The sequence below is a fragment of the Yersinia vastinensis genome (assembly GCF_044905075.1).
Classification (GTDB): Bacteria; Pseudomonadota; Gammaproteobacteria; order Enterobacterales; family Enterobacteriaceae; genus Yersinia; species Yersinia vastinensis.
In genome coordinates this window covers 4,450,914-4,468,917 of record NZ_CP173260.1, presented here as the reverse complement: position 1 = coordinate 4,468,917, position 18,004 = coordinate 4,450,914, and the positions used below count along the sequence as shown (strand labels likewise).

Here is an 18,004-nt window from a genome sequence, read left to right as displayed (position 1 = left end):
GCGATTGGTTAACATTTTGAAACCTGTAATCATAAATTACCTGTGACTTTGATCACAATCATGGTTTTTAAACACCACTTCACTTTCGTTTTTCGTTCGTTTTTGTTCCTTATCAAACAATAACCATAAAGATTGTGGCTCAATAGACTCATAATTAGCCGCCAGGCGGCTGTCTGATAATGTGGGGTCTTTCATGACGAACAGTTCTCCTTACACAGAAACGGATGTCATCATCATTGGTGGTGGCGCGACCGGGGCCGGGATTGCGCGGGACTGCGCTCGGCGTGGTTTGGCTTGTACTCTGCTCGAAAGGCATGACATTGCTACGGGTGCGACGGGGCGAAATCATGGTTTGCTGCACAGTGGGGCGCGCTATGCGGTGACGGATGGCGAATCTGCCCGTGAATGTATTGAAGAAAACCGAATTCTTAAACGTATCGCTCGCCATTGTATTGAACAAACGGATGGCTTGTTTATCACGCTACCGGAAGACTCCCTTGAGTATCAGACGCAATTTATTGCTCGTTGTCAGGATGCGGGAATCGAAGCGCAAGCCATTGATCCAAAGTTGGCATTACGTCTGGAACCTGCCGCCAATCCATCATTGATTGCCGCTGTTCGGGTGCCAGATGGCACGGTTGATCCTTTCCGCTTAACCGCTGCCAATATGCTGGATGCCCGTGAGCATGGTGCCAATGTACTGACTTATCACGAAGTGATTGGTTTACTGCGTCAAGGTGATCGAGTCACTGGTGTGCGCGTTTTCGATCATAAAAACCAATGCCAATATGATATCCATGCACAGATCGTAGTGAATGCCGCCGGGATCTGGGGACAACACATTGCAGAATATGCCGATCTACGGATCCGCATGTTTCCTGCCAAAGGCGCACTGTTGATCCTCGGTCATCGGATCAACAACATGGTGATCAACCGTTGCCGTAAACCCGCAGATGCGGACATTTTGGTGCCGGGCGATACCATTTCACTGATCGGTACGACCTCCACACATATTGAATATGATCAGATAGATAACATGATTGTCACCCCGCAAGAGGTGGACACCTTAATCCGTGAAGGGTCAAAACTTTCACCACAATTAGCGCAAACGCGCATTTTGCGCGCGTATGCCGGAGTTAGACCTTTAGTTGCCAGCGATGATGACCCTTCAGGCCGTAATGTTAGCCGCGGCATCGTATTACTGGATCACGCCAGTCGTGATGGGCTAGAGGGGTTCATTACCATTACTGGCGGTAAATTGATGACTTACCGGCTGATGGCTGAATGGGCCACCGATAAAGTATGTGAAAAACTGGGGGTGACTACAGCCTGTACCACGGCCCAAGAGCCATTGCCCGGTTCACAACAATCCGCAGAACAGACACTGACCAAAGTCATTTCTTTACCTGCCAGCATCCGTGGTTCGGCAGTGTATCGCCACGGTGACCGTGCGACACAGTTGTTGGCCGGAAATCGTCTGGATAACAGTCTGGTATGTGAATGTGAAGCTGTGACTGCGGGTGAAGTGCGTTATGCCATTGAATCTCTGTCAGTCAACAACTTACTGGATTTACGCCGCCGCACTCGTGTTGGCATGGGAACTTGTCAGGGAGAGCTTTGTGCTTGCCGGGCGGCAGGTTTACTCAGCCGCTTTAAGGTGACCACTCCCCAACAATCCCGTGAACAGCTCGTGCAATTCCTTAACGAGCGCTGGAAAGGTGTGCGCCCAATAGCGTGGGGTGATGCTTTACGGGAAAGTGAGTTTACTCATTGGGTTTATCAAGGGCTTTGTGGTCTGGATGATACCCCGTGTGCGGCCAATGTTCAGGAGAAACACGATGAAATTTGATGTGATCATCATCGGTGGTGGATTAGCTGGACTGGCCTGCGGCATTCGTCTGGCTGAGCAAGGTAAATATTGTGCGATTGTCAGTGCAGGCCAAAATGCACTGCATTTCTCCTCCGGTTCTTTGGATTTGTTAGCAAAATTACCGGATGGGCGGCCGGTGAGCCAACCTCTCTCTGCACTGGAGGCGTTGGCTGAAATAGCCCCTGAACATCCCTACAGCAAGATGGGGCAAACCGGGCAAGTGGGAGAGTTAGCGCAACAAGCAGAATCCCTGTTACAGCGCTGTGGTTTAAAACTGGTTGGTAGTGCGGCTAAAAATCACTTGCGGCTGACACCGCTGGGTGGTTGCCGGCCAACTTGGCTCAGTCCAACGGATATCCCAGTTGCACCATTGGAAGGCCCACTGCCGTGGCAAAAAGTCGCGGTGATTGGTATTGAGGGTTTCCTCGATTTTCAGCCCCAAATGGTCGCCAGTGCTTTGCAAGAGCAGGGTGTTGAAGCCACACCTGACTATTTACATTTACCTGCGCTGGACCGCTTGCGGGATAACCCTAGCGAATTTCGTGCAGTTAATATTGCTCGTGTTCTGGATCAGTCAGAAAACCTGCAACCGTTGGCGGATGAATTAGCACGTTTATCATCTGCCGCAGAAATGATTTTGCTGCCTGCCTGTATTGGTCTGGATGATTCAGCACCACTGGAAGCGCTACGAGCTGCCGTGGGCAAACCCATTCAACTGCTACCGACATTGCCACCGTCATTGCTCGGTATGCGTCTGCATCAAGCACTGCGCCATCGTTTCCAACAGCTTGGCGGAATAGTCATGCCGGGAGATGCCGTGTTGCGAGCCGAAATGGTGGGCAATCGGATTACTGGCCTTTATAGCCGTAACCACGGGGATATTCCACTGCGTGCCGCTCAGATGGTGCTGGCCAGTGGCAGTTTCTTCAGTAATGGGCTGGTGGCCACGTTCGAGCATGTCTATGAGCCCATATTGGATCTGGATATTTTATCGCTACCAAACCGTGCCGATTGGACCCACAGCAATATGTTTGCGCCACAACCTTATTTACAGTTTGGTGTGAACACGGATAACCAACTACGGGCACTGCGTGGCGGCATCGCGCTGGATAATTTGTATGTTATTGGCGCAGTCCTCGGTGGCTATGATCCGCTGCAACAAGGTTGTGGCGCCGGGGTTTCTTTGACCAGCGCCTTGTTCGTTGCAGAGCAAATTGTCAGCGCAATGGAGGTGACATTATGACCGGGTTACCACAGTACGAAGACATTCAGGATAAACACGTGGCGCGGGATAACAGTTTTGAAAGTTGCATTAAATGCACAGTCTGCACTACGTATTGCCCGGTGGCGAAGGTCAACCCACTGTATCCGGGACCAAAACAGGCTGGCCCTGACGGTGAGCGCCTGCGCCTGAAAGATCCGGCACTGTATGACGATGCATTGAAATATTGCACCAACTGCAAACGTTGTGAAGTGGCCTGCCCGTCAGATGTCAAAATCGGTGACATCATTCAGCGTGCGAAAGCCAGTTACAGCAGTCATAAACCCAAACTGCGCGATGCAATCCTTAGCCACACTGACATCATGGGCACGCTTTCGACACCGTTTGCCCCGGTCGTCAATGCGGTCACGGGCTTAAAACCGGTACGGGCCTTGCTGGATAAAGCACTGAAAATTGATCATCGGCGTGAATTGCCCAAATATTCGTTTGGCACCTTCCGCCGCTGGTATCGCAAACAAGCAGAAAAACAGCAGCAATATGCCGAGCAGGTAGCATTCTTCCATGGCTGCTTTGTGAACTACAACCATCCCCAATTAGGCAAGGATTTAGTCAGTGTATTCAACGCGATGAATATCGGCGTTCAATTGCTTAAACGGGAAAAATGCTGCGGTGTACCGCTCATTGCAAATGGGTTTATCGAGCAGGCGAAAAAACAGGCGCGAGTGAATCTGGAATCACTGACGGATGCAGTGGTGGACCGAGATATCCCCGTTGTTGCCACCTCCTCAAGTTGCACTTTTACCTTGAGAGATGAGTATCCACATTTATTGGATGTGGATACTGCTCCGGTGCGTGACAGAGTAGAACTGGCAACTCGCTATATCTACCGCTTATTAGACCAAGGGCGGAATCTCCCGCTGAAACCCTTATTTTCTAAAGAAAACAAGCCACTACGCATTGCCTATCATACACCTTGCCACATGGAAAAAATGGGTTGGACGGCTTATACCTTGGCATTGTTACAGCGAATCCCCGGTATTGAGCTGGTGGTCTTGGATTCTCAGTGCTGCGGGATTGCAGGGACTTATGGCTTTAAATCAGAGAACTACGCAACAGCTCAAGGGATTGGATCATCGCTATTCCAGCAAATAGAGGACAGTGGTGTTGATTTGGTGATAACCGACTGCGAAACCTGTAAGTGGCAGATTGAGATGTCGACGAGTAAGAAGTGTGAGCATCCGATGACGTTGCTGGCACAATCTCTCAAAGGATGATGTAGACAGCGCGCGGTTTGCCGCGCGCTATTAAGGTAGATTATTTCAGTTTTAAGGTACTGATGATGGACTCTGCTTCAGTTTGCGCTTGTTGCTGGTTCTCCGCAGGCAGCGTAATCTGCATTGTTATCAAGTGATTATCCACTTTCCCCATCAAGACAGATGAATAAGCTTTGTCGCCGCCACTGGTAATAATGCTGTCCAGTTGCTGGAAAGGCTGCCCATCAACTTTGATTTCTTTATTCGTCACGACTTGTAGATTGGCATCACGGGCGCGCTGCTGTTCTGCCAAGCGGTCAGTCAGGACATTCAAACTCTCATTGGTGTTATCACCTAAAATCACGATAACCGCTTTATCGCCCGTTTTATTGGCATAAACGTGCATGTTGTTGGCTTGATTGCCCATTTTCCCGCTTTGGTCTGATAAGTCTGCTGGTAAGCTAAACGCGACTTTACCCTCTAACAGGCTGATTGGCTGGCCAACATTATTATCGCTGCTACCATCACAAGCACTTAATCCTGCAACCAACAGGCCGACGGCGAGAAATTTGGTTATTTTATGCATGAGAATCCCTTATTGATGATTAATCGTCTTATCGCACCTTATTCAGACGCCAAAAGCAATCTATTGTTCAGCGGGACTCATCTGAGTTAGTGCTTGCTGACTGGTTTTTTTAGCAAAGTATTTCAATAACACATTGAGCATCACGCCATAGGCTGGCAGGAAGAAAAGCATGCAGATCAGTAGCTTGAAACTATAATCTACCAAGGCGATTTCGACCCAGTTTGCAGCCATAAACGGGTCAGTACTGCGATAGAACGCAATAAAGAAGAACGCCATCGTGTCACTGATATTGCCAAAGAACATGGCCGCAGTAGGGGCAACCCACCAAGCACTGCGCTGGCGTAGGCGATTAAACACTTGAACATCAAGAATTTGTCCAAGCACATAGGCCATAAAGCTAGCCACGGCGATGCGCGCTACCACCCAATTAAAACTGGTTAATGCCGGGAACCCTTGCCAGCTTCCCTGATAAAACAGGGCTGAAATAAGGTACGAAATAAGCAGTGCAGGCACCATGACAGACAAAATAATTCGGCGCGCCAATGGGGCACCAAAAATCCGCACAGTCAGGTCAGTGGCTAAGAAGATAAACGGAAAGGTAAAAGCCCCCCACGTGGTGTGAAAACCGAAGATAGAGATCGGTAATTGCACCAGATAGTTGCTGGAGGTAATGATGACAATATGGAATAGCGACAGCCATACCAAAGCGGTCATCCGCTGTTGGGCAGTAAACGAAAACATAAATGTGACCTTTTTGGTTATTGGGGTGAGGGAACCCAAACAAAATATGCCGCAATTTCTGCGACGCGGCGGCATAATACGCGTTTGCGCAACGAATGCAATGGTTAATTTTAACGCAAACGTTAGCGCAACTTGCACCTGGAAAACAGCAGAGTAAACTATCGAACCTCTTTTATATTGCTGCTAACCCACAAGAGAATTGCAATGACCGATATTTTTGCCAATCCGGATAAAACACTTGATGCACTGGGGCTACGTTGCCCAGAGCCAGTTATGATGGTGCGTAAAACCGTCCGGAATATGGAAGACGGTCAAACGCTATTAATTATTGCTGATGATCCCGCCACGACCCGCGATATCCCCGGTTTTTGCCGCTTTATGGATCACCAGCTATTAGCGCAAGATACCGTACAGACACCTTACCGGTATCTGGTCAAAAAAGGGGCAAAAGCAGGGTAGTCTGCCGCTTTGCCCGAGTTCTCAAACCTCTCTTCTGCGCAACAATCTTAGGGCATTGGCGGTCACTAAGGCGGTTGCGCCAGAATCAGCTAACACCGCCAGCCACAAACCGGTTAAACCGAGCAAGGTGGTGACCAGAAAAATCCCTTTTAGCCCCAATGCGATAGTAATATTTTGGCGAATATTGGCGTTAGCTGCCCGTGATAGCAGAATAATTTCTGCCAACCCGGTAAGCCGATTATGGGTCAATGCGGCATCGGCTGTTTCCAAAGCAACGTCCGTACCACTGCCCATGGCAATACCAATACTTGCGGCTTTCATCGCAGGGGCATCATTAATACCGTCGCCGACCATCACGGTAGGTTGGCTCTCATTGAGCGCCATAACGGCCTGTACTTTATCGGCAGGGAGCAATCCAGCACGGTAATCAATTCCTAGCTCACCAGCAATTGCAGCTGCTGCTCGTGGATTATCACCGGTCAACATCACACCTTGAATACCTAACTTTTTGAGTGAATCAATGGCTTGTTTGGCATCAGGGCGTAACGTGTCACGCAGGGCCAATAAACCAATAAGTTTCTCATTTTCCAGCACTGCGACGGCGGTTTTACCGCTGCTTTCTAACTGATCGAGTAGGTTCTGCCACTCGGGTGTCAATAACGTCGGTGATATTTTTCCAGGCGCGCTGACACGAACTGCAAGACCGTTAACTACCCCTTCAACTCCCACCCCCGCTAACGCACGGCGCTCTTCAGCCAGTGGCAGTATGGACATGTTCTTTTGCGCTGATTGTATAATTGCGACAGCTAATGGATGGTGTGATCCAGCTTCGACTGCTGCCGCCAGTGCTAACAGGCGAGATTCACTCACGTTGGGCGCGGGGAGAATATCGGTCACTTTCGGCTTACCCTCCGTCAGAGTCCCTGTTTTGTCAAAAGCGACGGCCTGAATACGGCCAAGCTGCTCAAGTGCCGCGCCTCCTTTAATCAGCGCGCCACGCCGTGTAGCCGCAGCCAATGCCGAGGTAATCGCTGCTGGTGTGGAAATAACCAATGCGCACGGGCAACCAATAAGCAGCAGTGTCAGGCCACGGTAAATCCAGGTTTCCCAAGGTTCGGCGAAAACCAAAGGTGGAACCAACATCACCAACGCGGAAAGAAGCATAATCGCGGGGGTATAAACTCGACTGAATCTATCAATAAAGCGTTCAATCGGTGCGCGACGTTCTTCAGCTAATTCAATCAGTTGTAATATGCGGTCGATAGCATTATTACCCGGCTCTGAGATAACGCGCATTTCGGTAGCACGGTCAATCGATAAGCTCCCTGCCGCGACTTTCTCACCTTGCTGGCGCTCAACGGGAATAGATTCTCCGGTGAGGGCACTTTCATCGAAGCTGGCAAAAGGGGTGATTAATTCAGCATCTGCGGGTAGGCGGCCACCGGGTGAAACTTCAATGACATCGCCGGGGCGTAAACTGGCGACAGGAACCTGCCTGCGCTCACCATTCTTGAGTAACAGCGCATCTTCTGGAACCAGTGCCATCAACGCAGTGACGCCACGGCGAGCGCGGTTTGCAGCATAGGATTCAAGTAACTCGCCAATCATAAATAGCAGCAATACCATGGCGGCTTCGGCTGTTGCGCCAATAAACATTGCCCCGATAGCGGCAACGCTCATCAAGGTTTCGATGGCAAAAGGGGTACCGGAGCGGGTGAGCTTCCAAGCTTTAGTCACTATCGGAATTAGCCCAACAATGGTTGTTGCGGCAAAAGCAAATTCACTCAGCTCAGTGCTAAATAACGAAATGCCCCAGCTGATAAGCATCAGCGTGGTTAATAATGCGATTGGCAAATATTCACTAAAGGGTGATTCTGGTGAGGTGGTTTGATTCGTTGCTGCTGACTGGGTATCCACCAGATTGAATCCGGCTTTCACTACGGCATTATGAACTTGGGGACGAATATCTGTACTGGCATCGACGACCAGTTTTTCTGTTGCAAAGAACACTTTTACATTTTCAATTCCGATCAGACTACTGACGGCGTTTTCAACTTTACGGGCGCAACTAGGGCAATCCATCCCTTTGATCTGCCAGCTAAAACGCTGGCTTCCAGCAGGTGGTATTGCCGCAAGTATGTCGCTTTCATCGTCGCCCTCATCGGCATGATTCTGACTACAGCAACCCCCTTCGTGATGTGAATGCTCACTAACTTGGTTTGTACTGTCATTATTGTTATTGGTTGCTTGTTGGCTACTGCAACCTGTCTGTTTTTTAGCGTGCGTATGGCCACAACCACAGTGGCTGTGGGTATCGGTTGAATGTCGATGTTCGGAATGTGAATGCATGGTGCCTCCTGGACATAATGTAAAAGAGATACGGGTTCTAAGCGGTATAGTTGCACTCTACACCTTAGAGTCAACTCCAGAGTCAAGAGGGTAAATGAGAATAATTGCTAAACAGTGGGATTTGACAGGAAGGAGGGACATAACGCTCGGCAATGTATTGGCCGTCAAAGATTTCAGCTCCCTCCATGGAACTGTGTGTCATTCTGTTTTATCTTATCGTTTTTGCTAAATCACATTGTATTACAGTGAGTTAATTACAAATACAGTGACCTAACAATCAGGAAGTGCCCAACAAAATAGCACCCCGCGACGATGGCCGCCGACGCTCGGAAAGAAAAACGATAGCGGTTCAGCAACCAAATACTGTGTGATATCAACAACAGCACTGTGCCTGCCAGTAATGAGAAGCTCAGATCCGTGCTACGGGCAAAGTACTGCTCACCCGCCATCCATACCATAAGTAATGTCATTCCGACGAAAGCCACAACAGGCCAACGCATCTCTTCTAATTTGGTCCAGATTGTTGCCAACAAGAGTGCGCCAATGACAATCAACACCAAAGGCAGTGGCCAGAACAGGGTGAATGTCATCTGACTGGCAAAGCTGATGGTATACAGTAAATGCGATAGGAAGAACGCGCCAAGAGCATAAAGTAAGCGCTCACTGGGTAGTAGTAATAACGCGTCGGCAACCAACGTTGCCAGTAAACCTAATACAATCAGATAGCCTGCTGGGCCGAGAATAGGTGCTTGCCATGCAAGTAACAGCAACAGCAATAAAGTGACGGGTTTGAATACCCAACGTTGCCAACGTGGGCCTCGGTAAGTTGCATCAACAAACAACCAACCAGAAAAGAATACGGCAAGGAATGGCCAGCTCATTATTTATCCTTTTTTCTGTACAGGTTTCAATGAAAGTACCTGTGTTGTAATGATAATCCGCAATGCCAGTTGCTCTGGGTATGTCTCCATCAAGTGTAAGGGATGGAAGCAAAGAGTGATAGACGGGCTAACGTGATTTGTATGATTTGTGGCACTTAATGCGTAACAGTACGCATAATCAGAGTTAGCGGCAGAATCGACCTGCTGAGGTCTTGGTCTTGTTTGGACCACATGTTATGTTAACGCCGATTTCCGTTTGCTAAATCAAGGGATAATAGAGGCAAGAGCGCCATGGCCAATGAACAATTGCTTTATCGTATTCAATTCATAAATAACGGTAAGAATTATCAGCTCTATGTCCGTGAGGTCATCCCAAGCACCCTGTTTGGGTTTATTGAAATTGCTGATTTTGTCTTCGATAGCCAATCAACGTTGCTGGTTGACCCTTCAACAGAAAAATTGAAGACAGAATTTTCCGGTGTTAATCGTAGCTATATTCCACTTCATTCTGTGATTCGAATTGATGCGGTAACGGAAAAAGGCAGTGCACGAATCTCCGAACTGGGCAGCAACGTGATGAGTTTCCCTTACCTGCCGGGTAATAAACCTTAGAGACGTCTCCTGAGTGAGATTTGTAATATTTTATGAATAAACCCCCGTTGTTATTTATTGCTGTGATCGTACTGATTGTCGTGCTGGCAACACGTCAGTATTGGCAAAAGAAACGACAGGATGCGGAAAACGACCGCTCGCCCGTGCGCAGTTTGCAAGTTGAAGTTATTGATAAACGCGAAGTTCTGGCACCCAATCGTCGTTCACGTCAACGTGAAGAAATTGTTGCTGAAGACAAGCGTTATGAAGTGTATTTTCGACCACTTTTCAGTAATGTGGTTGTAAAAAATAATAGTGAAATCAAGATGATAGTTTCACGGCAGGAATATAATCGTATTGAGCAAGGTGCTCAAGGAACGTTACGTTTACAGGGGACCCGCTATATCGACTTCACGCCAAACCCAGCCACTACGAATCAGTAACTGGGGGAAAGTAGTCAACATACCTATGGCTTGAAAGATGACGGATAGAGAACATTATTTTTTAGGAACCGGTGGCTGCTTCTTTTGCCAGGCCAGTAACTCAAAAACCCCGAACACAAAAATTTTCACTTGTTGTAAGCTACTGATTGGCTGGTCTTTCGGTTGGGTAGATTTGAGCAACACCAATTGCAATCCATGCATTAACACCATGAATATCAACGCAACATTAATAAAATATTTTAACGGTGTTGGGAACGGCTGAAATAGGTTTAAGAGCAGGAAAAACCAGACTCCTAGCATCAGTAATCGGCCGAGATTTATCCACATGGTGTTACTCCTGCCCTTCAACGGGTTCTATGTCTTGATGAGTTTGCTTATGACGAATATAGAGACGATAAGCAACTTGGCCGGCAATTTTCTCGCGGTGTAACTGCCAACTGGCGGGAACATCTGCGGCGGCACTTTCAGCCTCAGCTTCAACATAAATCCAGGCGTCAGCTGTCAGCCAGTTAAACTGCTCCAATAAATTGATGGTTTCGGCCAATAAACCTTGACGAAAAGGGGGGTCAAGGAAAACCAAATCGAAAGGCTGCCCTGGTTGGGCCAACCATTGCAACGAATTAGTATTCACGACTTGCCCGTTTTCGGCACTTAATAGTGTCAGGTTACTGCTCAGTTGTTTAGCGACATGCCGATCAGCTTCCAGCAATATGGCTTCACCTGCGTAGCGCGACAGCGCTTCCAGCCCTAATGCACCGCTACCCGCAAAACAGTCTAGGCATCGGGCACCTTGAATCATAGGAGCAAGCCAGTTGAACAGTGTTTCTCGAACTCGGTCAGTGGTCGGGCGCAGGCCAGGGCTATCAGGCACAGGTAATTTACGCCCTCGCCATTTACCGCCAATGATCCGAATTTGCCCTGCTGACTGTGATGAGGCTTGTTTTGCTTTTGCTGTAGGTCGCTTTGCCATAAATCGCTTTGTTTGAAAGTTGGCCAATATTGCAGCACTGAATAAAAAAGTAGGTTCCTATTCTACCTGTGTGTGCAGTGTGGGGGAAACGTTAAACCTTTGTTGATTGAATTCACAATAGAAAGCAGCATCGTGCGCGTGTTGCTGTTCAGGGGAAAGTGATAGACTTGCGAACTATTATCTTATTTATGCAAACCCAAAGTAATTTAGAGTCCAAAAATGGCAAAAGATAAAAAACGTGGATTTTTTTCCTGGCTGGGTCTTGGCCGGCAGAACGAAGAAAATACAGCAGAGCCATTGGCTACTGAGAAAGAAGATACCGCAGAGCACGTTGCCGTAGAGCATGCGATCAGCGAGAAACCTGCTGAGGTAACCCCCGAAAGTGCGGAAACCGAATCTGTAGCAGAGCACGCCACACTCACCCCTGGTGAATGGGACGGTGCCGCGATTAATGAAGCTGCCGCTGAAATTCTACCCGAAGTGGCGGCAGAAATTGCGGCACAATCAGTTGAAGAGCCTGTCACAATCGAAGAGCCAGTCGTCAGTGAAAAACCGGCAGACTCCGCGGAAGATCCTCAGTATTTACAGCATCATTTCTCGCAGCCTCCTTCGCCGCAACAGCGCGATGATAAGAGTATTGCTGCATGGGATGACGGTACGGTTAGTGCACCAGAATTACCGTTGACACCAGACAATACGGCTATTGATACCCCAGCACCGCAGCCGGTTGTGGAAGAACCTCTAACTGAGGTTATTGAAGATCTTGATATTGTCGATGTTGATGACGATAAAACTGACGAAGAAATTGAACCAATAGCGGCTCAAGAACAAGAACGACCAACCAAAGAAGGTTTTTTTGCACGGTTAAAACGCAGCTTAATCAAAACCAAGCAGAATCTTGGCTCCGGTTTTATGGGGCTATTCCGTGGTAAAAAAATCGACGACGATCTGTTTGATGAGCTGGAAGAACAACTCCTGATCGCCGACGTTGGCGTCGAAACAACTCGCAAGATTATTACCTCTCTGACAGAACATGCCAGCCGTAAACAACTAAAAGATGCGGAAGCGTTGTATGGCAAACTCAAGGAGGAAATGTCTGAAATTCTGTCTAAAGTAGACAAACCATTGGATGTCAGTGGTAAAAATCCTTATGTCATCTTAATGGTTGGCGTTAATGGTGTTGGGAAAACCACCACCATCGGTAAGTTGGCACGTCAATTTCAGGCTGAAGGTAAATCCGTCATGCTGGCTGCAGGAGATACTTTCCGTGCGGCTGCAGTAGAACAACTGCAAGTTTGGGGCGACCGCAACAAGATTGCCGTTGTGGCACAGCATACTGGTGCAGATTCCGCTTCAGTCATTTTCGATGCGATTCAGGCAGCTAAAGCTCGGGGTATTGATGTGCTATTGGCAGATACCGCGGGGCGTTTGCAGAATAAAGCCCACTTGATGGAAGAGCTGAAGAAGATTGTCCGAGTAATGAAAAAGCTGGACGGTGATGCCCCACATGAGGTTATGCTGACGTTGGATGCCAGTACCGGACAAAATGCGGTTAGTCAGGCAAAACTGTTTAATGAGGCCGTAGGGCTAACGGGGATTACTCTGACTAAACTTGATGGAACTGCCAAGGGCGGAGTTATTTTTGCCATTGCAGATCAATTTGGTATCCCAATCCGTTATATCGGTGTTGGGGAAGGTATAGAAGATTTACGGCCATTTAAGGCTGACGATTTTATTGAGGCTCTTTTTGCCCGAGAGGATTAATACGGATGATTCGCTTTGAACAGGTCAGTAAAGCTTATCTGGGCGGACGACAGGCGCTGCAAGGTGTAGATTTTCATCTGCGCCCGGCGGAAATGGCGTTTCTGACCGGCCATTCTGGTGCAGGGAAAAGTACCTTGCTGAAGCTGATTTGTGGTATCGAGCGACCAAGCGCTGGCCATATCTGGTTTGGTGGTCACGATATCAGCCGCTTGAAAAACCGCGAAGTGCCATTCTTGCGCCGTCAGATCGGGATGATCTTCCAAGATCACCATCTGCTGCTGGACAGAACGGTGTATGACAATGTTGCTATGCCATTGATTATCGCTGGTGCCAGTACCGAAGATATTCGTCGCAGAGTTTCTGCCGCACTGGATAAAGTGGGGCTATTGGATAAGGCGAAAAGTTTCCCTATTCAACTCTCCGGCGGTGAACAACAGCGTGTTGGTATTGCCCGAGCAGTAGTGAACAAGCCTGCGGTGTTATTGGCTGATGAACCAACGGGTAACTTGGACGATGCCTTATCCGAAGGTATTTTGCGCCTGTTTGAAGAGTTTAATCGTGTGGGGGTTACCGTCCTCATGGCAACCCACGATACGTCGTTGATTGCCCGGCGGCGCTACCCAATCCTGACCCTGAGTCAGGGGCGGATGTTAGGAGCGCATCATGGTGAATAACGCACAGAAAGCAAAAACCAAGGCGCTGAAAGGTGGCTGGCGTGAGCAGTGGCGTTATTCATGGGTTAATGCTATTGCCGATATGATGCGCCAACCACTGGCAACGCTGTTAACGGTGATGGTTATCGCCATCTCCCTAACACTACCAAGTGTGTGTTATATCGTCTGGAAAAACGTCAGTCAGGCGGCGGATCAATGGTATCCAACTCCGCAACTGACTGTTTATTTGGATAAAGCTCTGGATGATAATGCGGCAGAAAATGTCGTGACCACGCTGAAAGCGCAAGCCGGTGTAGAGAAGGTTAACTATCTGTCGCGGGAAGAGGCGATGGGTGAGTTCCGTAATTGGTCTGGTTTTGGTGGTGCGCTGGATATGCTGGAAGAAAATCCACTACCAGCTGTCGCTATCATCACGCCTAAGTTGGATTTTCAAAGCTCAGGTTCGCTCGATACTCTACGTGACCGAGTCAGTAAAGTTGAAGGAGTGGCTGAAGTTCGTATGGATGACAGCTGGTTTGCTCGTTTGGCAGCACTCACTGGGCTAGTCGGGCAAGTTGCGGCGATGATTGGTGTTTTGATGGTGGTCGCGGTGTTCCTGGTGATTGGTAACAGCGTACGTTTGAGTATCTTTAGCCGCCGCGACACTATCAATGTGATGAAACTGATTGGTGCAACCGATGGTTTTATCCTACGGCCGTTCTTGAATGGAGGGGCAATGCTGGGTTTTGGCGGGGCGGTGCTATCGCTAATCCTATCTGAAGCACTGGTATGGAAGCTAGGTTCAGTTGTTACGCAGGTAGCGACGGTGTTCGGCACCAGCTTTACACTCCATGGTTTAAGTTGGGATGAGTCCCTATTGTTGGTATTGATCTCGGCTATGATTGGCTGGATTGCCGCTTGGCTGGCGACGGTGCAACATTTACGCCGATTTACACCGCAATAAAAAATGTTTGTTATACTCTTTCCCTGTAGTGTTCAGTTTAAGACAGGGAAAGAGCGGTTATTTACCTGTCTATTCTATTGGCTCTCCCTGATAGCCACAGTCGGTTATCTACCCCGATCAACAGCTAGAAACTGTGATCCAGTTTGAACTTTTTTGGCAATAACCAGTCGAAGAACACAGTGAAATGATAAGGTGCCCAGCGCTTGAATCTGTTTAAACAGATGCTAAAATATTTGCGCTGAGATGAATCTGCACTAAACATGCAATGAGAGGGTTTTGAATGACCAAAGAAATGCAAACTTTAGCCTTAGTACCCCAAGGTAGTTTGGAAGCCTATATTCGGGCTGCCAATGCCTATCCGATGCTGACTGCAGAGGAAGAGCGGGAGCTGGCTGAACGGCTGCATTACCAGGGCGATCTGGGAGCGGCTAAACAGCTTATCCTGTCTCACCTGCGCTTTGTCGCTCATGTTGCCCGCAACTATTCTGGGTATGGTTTGCCACAGGCTGACCTTATTCAGGAAGGTAATATTGGCTTGATGAAAGCAGTTCGTCGTTTTAACCCTGAGGTTGGGGTGCGTCTGGTGTCTTTCGCAGTACACTGGATCAAAGCAGAAATTCATGAGTATGTTCTGCGCAACTGGCGGATTGTGAAAGTCGCGACCACAAAAGCTCAGCGTAAATTGTTCTTCAATCTGCGTAAAACCAAGCAGCGTTTGGGCTGGTTTAATCAGGATGAAGTTGAGTTGGTTGCCAAAGAACTGGGTGTGACCAGCAAAGATGTACGCGAGATGGAATCACGCATGTCCGCTCAGGATATGACTTTTGATCCTTCTCCAGATGATGAAGCTCGTGATGGTCAATCTATGGCCCCAGTTCTGTATTTGCAGGACAAAACCTCTGACTTTGCTGATGGCATCGAAGAGGATAATTGGGACAACCACGCGGCAGATAAACTGTCTTATGCGTTGGAAGGGTTGGACGAACGTAGCCAGCACATTATCCGTGCCCGTTGGCTAGACGATGACAACAAGTCTACGTTGCAGGAGCTTGCTGATCAGTACGGTGTCTCTGCTGAACGTGTTCGTCAGCTTGAAAAGAACGCAATGAAGAAATTACGTATGGCGATTGAAGCCTAATACGGCAACATCGATGCAGTCATACGACAAAAGGGCGATTTTAATATCGCCCTTTTGCTTTTTTGGCGCCGGTGACAGAGCACTAACTCAGTAAAACCGCCATTACTATCGCTGCCAACCTTGTGTAGTGCGAGTAAAGCCACAGGCATGCATAAAACTATCCATTACGATTCGATTTACAGCAGTGACTTGCTCATCACGCAGGTGCCAATGTCTAACGCCAGATAGCTGGCGCACTGTTTCTTCAATCAGATATAACCCCACTCCACGGCGACGCGTCACCTCCCTGATACATAAATCCTCAAGCTCGGCTTGTTCATCTTTTATCATGACTTTAACTGCACCTAACAGACGCTCATTAAAACGTGCGGCAAAGAGCGGTTTATCGTCATTAATCCATTGCTGCCAGACGGTGGGTTGCTGCTCAGGCCAAATTTTAGCTAAATCGATAAGGTCCTGATGAGTAAGGGTTGTTAATCGTTCAATAGTCAGTTTCATCGTCGTTAGACCACAAGGAAGTAAGGGTTATGGGGCTATGGTTTATTGTACTAGATCACAAGTCAGAGAGTTGTGTAAGTTTTTCTGTACGTTCACGGGGGAAAATGTTTTTTCGATACTGCATTTTCCGAGTTTTAACAGAGTAAATGATCACATATCCAGCACAACTCACTAGCATTTGTGCAAAACCCATTCAATTTAATCCTAATTTTCTGCTGTTTACACCGCTTGTTTCTGCTTGTCTCAGTTGATTTACAGCATAAAACTCCTGTTTAATGACATGAAAAATAAAGTCTTATTAGAAAAAAGCATGTCTTTTGAGACTAAATCATTATTACTTATGAAAAAAACGTTACGGCACAATAAAAAACGTTAAGACCAACACACAACACAACAAGCATGTTCACAATGACAGATGGGGAATTCGCGGATGAAATTAACAAAAGGTAAAGTGTTGCTGGCTGGGTGTATCGCAATGGCGATGAGCCATTCCGTGCTGGCGAAAGACATTAAAGTTGCCATTGTGGGTGCGATGTCTGGTCCAGTTGCTCAATATGGTGACATGGAATTTACCGGTGCACGCCAGGCTATTGCTGATATCAATGCCAAAGGCGGAATTAAAGGCGATATGCTGGTCGGCGTGGAATACGATGATGCCTGCGACCCTAAACAAGCCGTTGCTGTCGCTAACAAAGTCATTAACGATGGCATTCGTTATGTTATCGGCCACCTGTGCTCTTCTTCAACTCAGCCAGCTTCAGATATTTATGAAGATGAAGGCGTGATTATGATCACTCCGGCTGCGACCAATGCTGATTTGACTACTCGTGGCTATAAAATGATTATGCGCACCACCGGTCTGGATTCTGACCAAGGCCCAACCGCTGCGAAATATATTCTTGAGACCATCAAACCTAAACGTATTGCCGTGGTACATGATAAGCAGCAATACGGTGAAGGTTTGGCGCGTTCCGTGCGTGACAGCCTGAAAAAACAAGGCACAGAAGCCGTGTTGTTTGAAGGTGTGACTGCGGGTGATAAAGATTTCTCGACTCTGGTTGCTCGTTTGAAGAAAGAGAACGTCGATTTTGTTTATTTTGGCGGTTACTACCCAGAGATGGGCCAAATTCTGCGTCAGGCTAAACAAGCAGGTCTGACTGCCCGCTTCATGGGCCCAGAGGGTGTTGGTAACTCTTCACTGTCTAACATCGCTGGTGATGCTTCTGAAGGCATGCTGGTGACATTACCAAAACGCTATGATCAGGTTCCTGCTAACCAACCTATCGTTGATGCACTGAAAGCGAAGAAACTCGATCCGACTGGCCCATTCGTTTGGACGACTTATGCCGCGTTGCAATCGTTGACTACCGCGATGGAACGTAGTGGCAGCCAGGAACCGGCTGATTTGGTCAAAGATCTGAAAACCGGTAAACCGGTAGAAACAGTGATGGGGCCATTGAACTGGGATGAAAAGGGTGATTTGAAAGGGTTTGAATTCGGTATTTTTGAATGGCATGCGGATGGCTCCTCTACCGCAGTCAAATAACAATAATATTAGAATCATCAAGTTGTAGGGTTGCTCTTGCAGCAATCCGGCCCCTTTTACCAACTGCATCCCCCCA

General features: G+C 48.1%; 19 protein-coding genes. 11 read left to right on the top strand and 8 right to left on the bottom strand.

The genetic code is table 11. The annotated features are described in order from the left end of the window. Positions 1-36: 36 nt before the first annotated feature. Positions 37-195 (bottom strand): hypothetical protein, encoded by a 159-nt coding sequence (locus ACIOG0_RS20690; RefSeq protein WP_164908391.1) that lies wholly within the window; start codon positions 193-195, stop codon positions 37-39. Here ACIOG0_RS20690 and glpA point away from each other — a divergent pair. From glpA to glpC, 3 genes are read left to right on the top strand one after another with little or no spacing between them, the layout of a single operon-like run. Then, positions 194-1,849: an anaerobic glycerol-3-phosphate dehydrogenase subunit A gene (glpA, locus tag ACIOG0_RS20685; protein WP_050100976.1), complete on the top strand. Its 1,656-nt coding sequence runs from the start codon at positions 194-196 to the stop codon at positions 1,847-1,849. The two genes, ACIOG0_RS20690 and glpA, sit on opposite strands and share 2 nt — an antisense overlap. Further along, a complete protein-coding gene (gene glpB, locus ACIOG0_RS20680; RefSeq protein WP_050100977.1) occupies positions 1,839-3,113 on the top strand; it encodes a glycerol-3-phosphate dehydrogenase subunit GlpB in 1,275 nt (424 codons plus the stop codon). The genes glpA and glpB overlap by 11 nt, the downstream gene beginning before the upstream one ends. After that, on the top strand, positions 3,110-4,366 hold the full coding sequence (gene glpC / locus ACIOG0_RS20675; protein WP_164908390.1) for an anaerobic glycerol-3-phosphate dehydrogenase subunit GlpC: 1,257 nt from the start codon (positions 3,110-3,112) through the stop codon (positions 4,364-4,366). Before glpB ends, glpC begins: the two co-directional genes overlap by 4 nt. A 40-nt stretch (positions 4,367-4,406) precedes the next feature. Here the strand turns inward: glpC and ACIOG0_RS20670 are convergent, their stop codons facing one another. Together ACIOG0_RS20670 and ACIOG0_RS20665 are read right to left on the bottom strand one after the other, a co-directional pair. Further along, positions 4,407-4,931, bottom strand: a complete 525-nt coding sequence (locus tag ACIOG0_RS20670; RefSeq protein ID WP_050100979.1) for a DcrB family lipoprotein — start codon at positions 4,929-4,931, stop codon at positions 4,407-4,409. A gap of 60 nt (positions 4,932-4,991) precedes the next feature. Beyond that, positions 4,992-5,672, bottom strand: a complete 681-nt coding sequence (locus ACIOG0_RS20665) for a 7-cyano-7-deazaguanine/7-aminomethyl-7-deazaguanine transporter (protein ID WP_050101036.1) — start codon at positions 5,670-5,672, stop codon at positions 4,992-4,994. Positions 5,673-5,876: 204 nt separating this feature from the next. On the opposite strand from ACIOG0_RS20665, the gene tusA reads away from it, so the two are divergent. Continuing rightward, the gene (gene tusA, locus ACIOG0_RS20660) at positions 5,877-6,131 is read left to right on the top strand and encodes a sulfurtransferase TusA (protein WP_050141124.1); all 255 of its coding nucleotides are present in this window, start codon (positions 5,877-5,879) and stop codon (positions 6,129-6,131) included. 21 nt (positions 6,132-6,152) lie between these two features. On the opposite strand, the gene ACIOG0_RS20655 is transcribed toward tusA, so the two are convergent. Next, entirely contained in the window at positions 6,153-8,480 is a 2,328-nt protein-coding gene (locus ACIOG0_RS20655; RefSeq protein WP_128451655.1) for a zinc/cadmium/mercury/lead-transporting ATPase, read from the bottom strand. 254 nt (positions 8,481-8,734) lie between these two features. Beyond that, complete coding sequence (locus ACIOG0_RS20650; RefSeq protein WP_050100982.1) at positions 8,735-9,361, bottom strand: lysoplasmalogenase; 627 nt, start codon at positions 9,359-9,361, stop codon at positions 8,735-8,737. A gap of 291 nt (positions 9,362-9,652) precedes the next feature. On the opposite strand from ACIOG0_RS20650, the gene ACIOG0_RS20645 reads away from it, so the two are divergent. Together ACIOG0_RS20645 and ACIOG0_RS20640 are read left to right on the top strand one after the other, a co-directional pair. Continuing rightward, positions 9,653-9,973, top strand: a complete 321-nt coding sequence (locus tag ACIOG0_RS20645) for a DUF1820 family protein (protein ID WP_050100983.1) — start codon at positions 9,653-9,655, stop codon at positions 9,971-9,973. A gap of 32 nt (positions 9,974-10,005) precedes the next feature. Then, positions 10,006-10,395 carry a DUF2500 domain-containing protein gene (locus ACIOG0_RS20640; RefSeq protein WP_128451654.1) on the top strand — a complete coding sequence of 130 codons (390 nt, stop codon included), beginning with the start codon at positions 10,006-10,008 and terminating at the stop codon, positions 10,393-10,395. Between the two features lie 54 nt (positions 10,396-10,449). Here ACIOG0_RS20640 and ACIOG0_RS20635 read toward each other — a convergent pair whose 3' ends face one another. Next, the gene (locus ACIOG0_RS20635; RefSeq protein ID WP_050100985.1) at positions 10,450-10,722 is read right to left on the bottom strand and encodes a DUF1145 family protein; all 273 of its coding nucleotides are present in this window, start codon (positions 10,720-10,722) and stop codon (positions 10,450-10,452) included. Positions 10,723-10,726: 4 nt separating this feature from the next. After that, complete coding sequence (gene rsmD / locus ACIOG0_RS20630) at positions 10,727-11,365, bottom strand: 16S rRNA (guanine(966)-N(2))-methyltransferase (protein ID WP_050100986.1); 639 nt, start codon at positions 11,363-11,365, stop codon at positions 10,727-10,729. 219 nt (positions 11,366-11,584) lie between these two features. Between rsmD and ftsY the strand changes: the two genes are divergently transcribed. The 4 genes from ftsY (at position 11,585) to rpoH (ending at position 15,884) form a co-directional block, all read left to right on the top strand. Continuing rightward, positions 11,585-13,129, top strand: a complete 1,545-nt coding sequence (ftsY, locus tag ACIOG0_RS20625) for a signal recognition particle-docking protein FtsY (protein WP_128451653.1) — start codon at positions 11,585-11,587, stop codon at positions 13,127-13,129. Between the two features lie 5 nt (positions 13,130-13,134). Next, a complete protein-coding gene (gene ftsE / locus ACIOG0_RS20620) occupies positions 13,135-13,803 on the top strand; it encodes a cell division ATP-binding protein FtsE (protein WP_050100988.1) in 669 nt (222 codons plus the stop codon). Then, positions 13,793-14,746 (top strand): permease-like cell division protein FtsX, encoded by a 954-nt coding sequence (ftsX, locus tag ACIOG0_RS20615; RefSeq protein WP_050296229.1) that lies wholly within the window; start codon positions 13,793-13,795, stop codon positions 14,744-14,746. The genes ftsE and ftsX overlap by 11 nt, the downstream gene beginning before the upstream one ends. Before the next feature lie 280 nt (positions 14,747-15,026). Continuing rightward, complete coding sequence (gene rpoH, locus ACIOG0_RS20610; RefSeq protein WP_004391342.1) at positions 15,027-15,884, top strand: RNA polymerase sigma factor RpoH; 858 nt, start codon at positions 15,027-15,029, stop codon at positions 15,882-15,884. A 105-nt stretch (positions 15,885-15,989) separates the two neighbouring features. Here rpoH and panM read toward each other — a convergent pair whose 3' ends face one another. Beyond that, the gene (gene panM / locus ACIOG0_RS20605; protein WP_050296228.1) at positions 15,990-16,382 is read right to left on the bottom strand and encodes an aspartate 1-decarboxylase autocleavage activator PanM; all 393 of its coding nucleotides are present in this window, start codon (positions 16,380-16,382) and stop codon (positions 15,990-15,992) included. Between the two features lie 430 nt (positions 16,383-16,812). Between panM and ACIOG0_RS20600 the strand changes: the two genes are divergently transcribed. Then, entirely contained in the window at positions 16,813-17,928 is a 1,116-nt protein-coding gene (locus ACIOG0_RS20600) for a branched-chain amino acid ABC transporter substrate-binding protein (RefSeq protein ID WP_050100991.1), read from the top strand. The last annotated feature ends 76 nt before the right edge of the window (positions 17,929-18,004 follow it).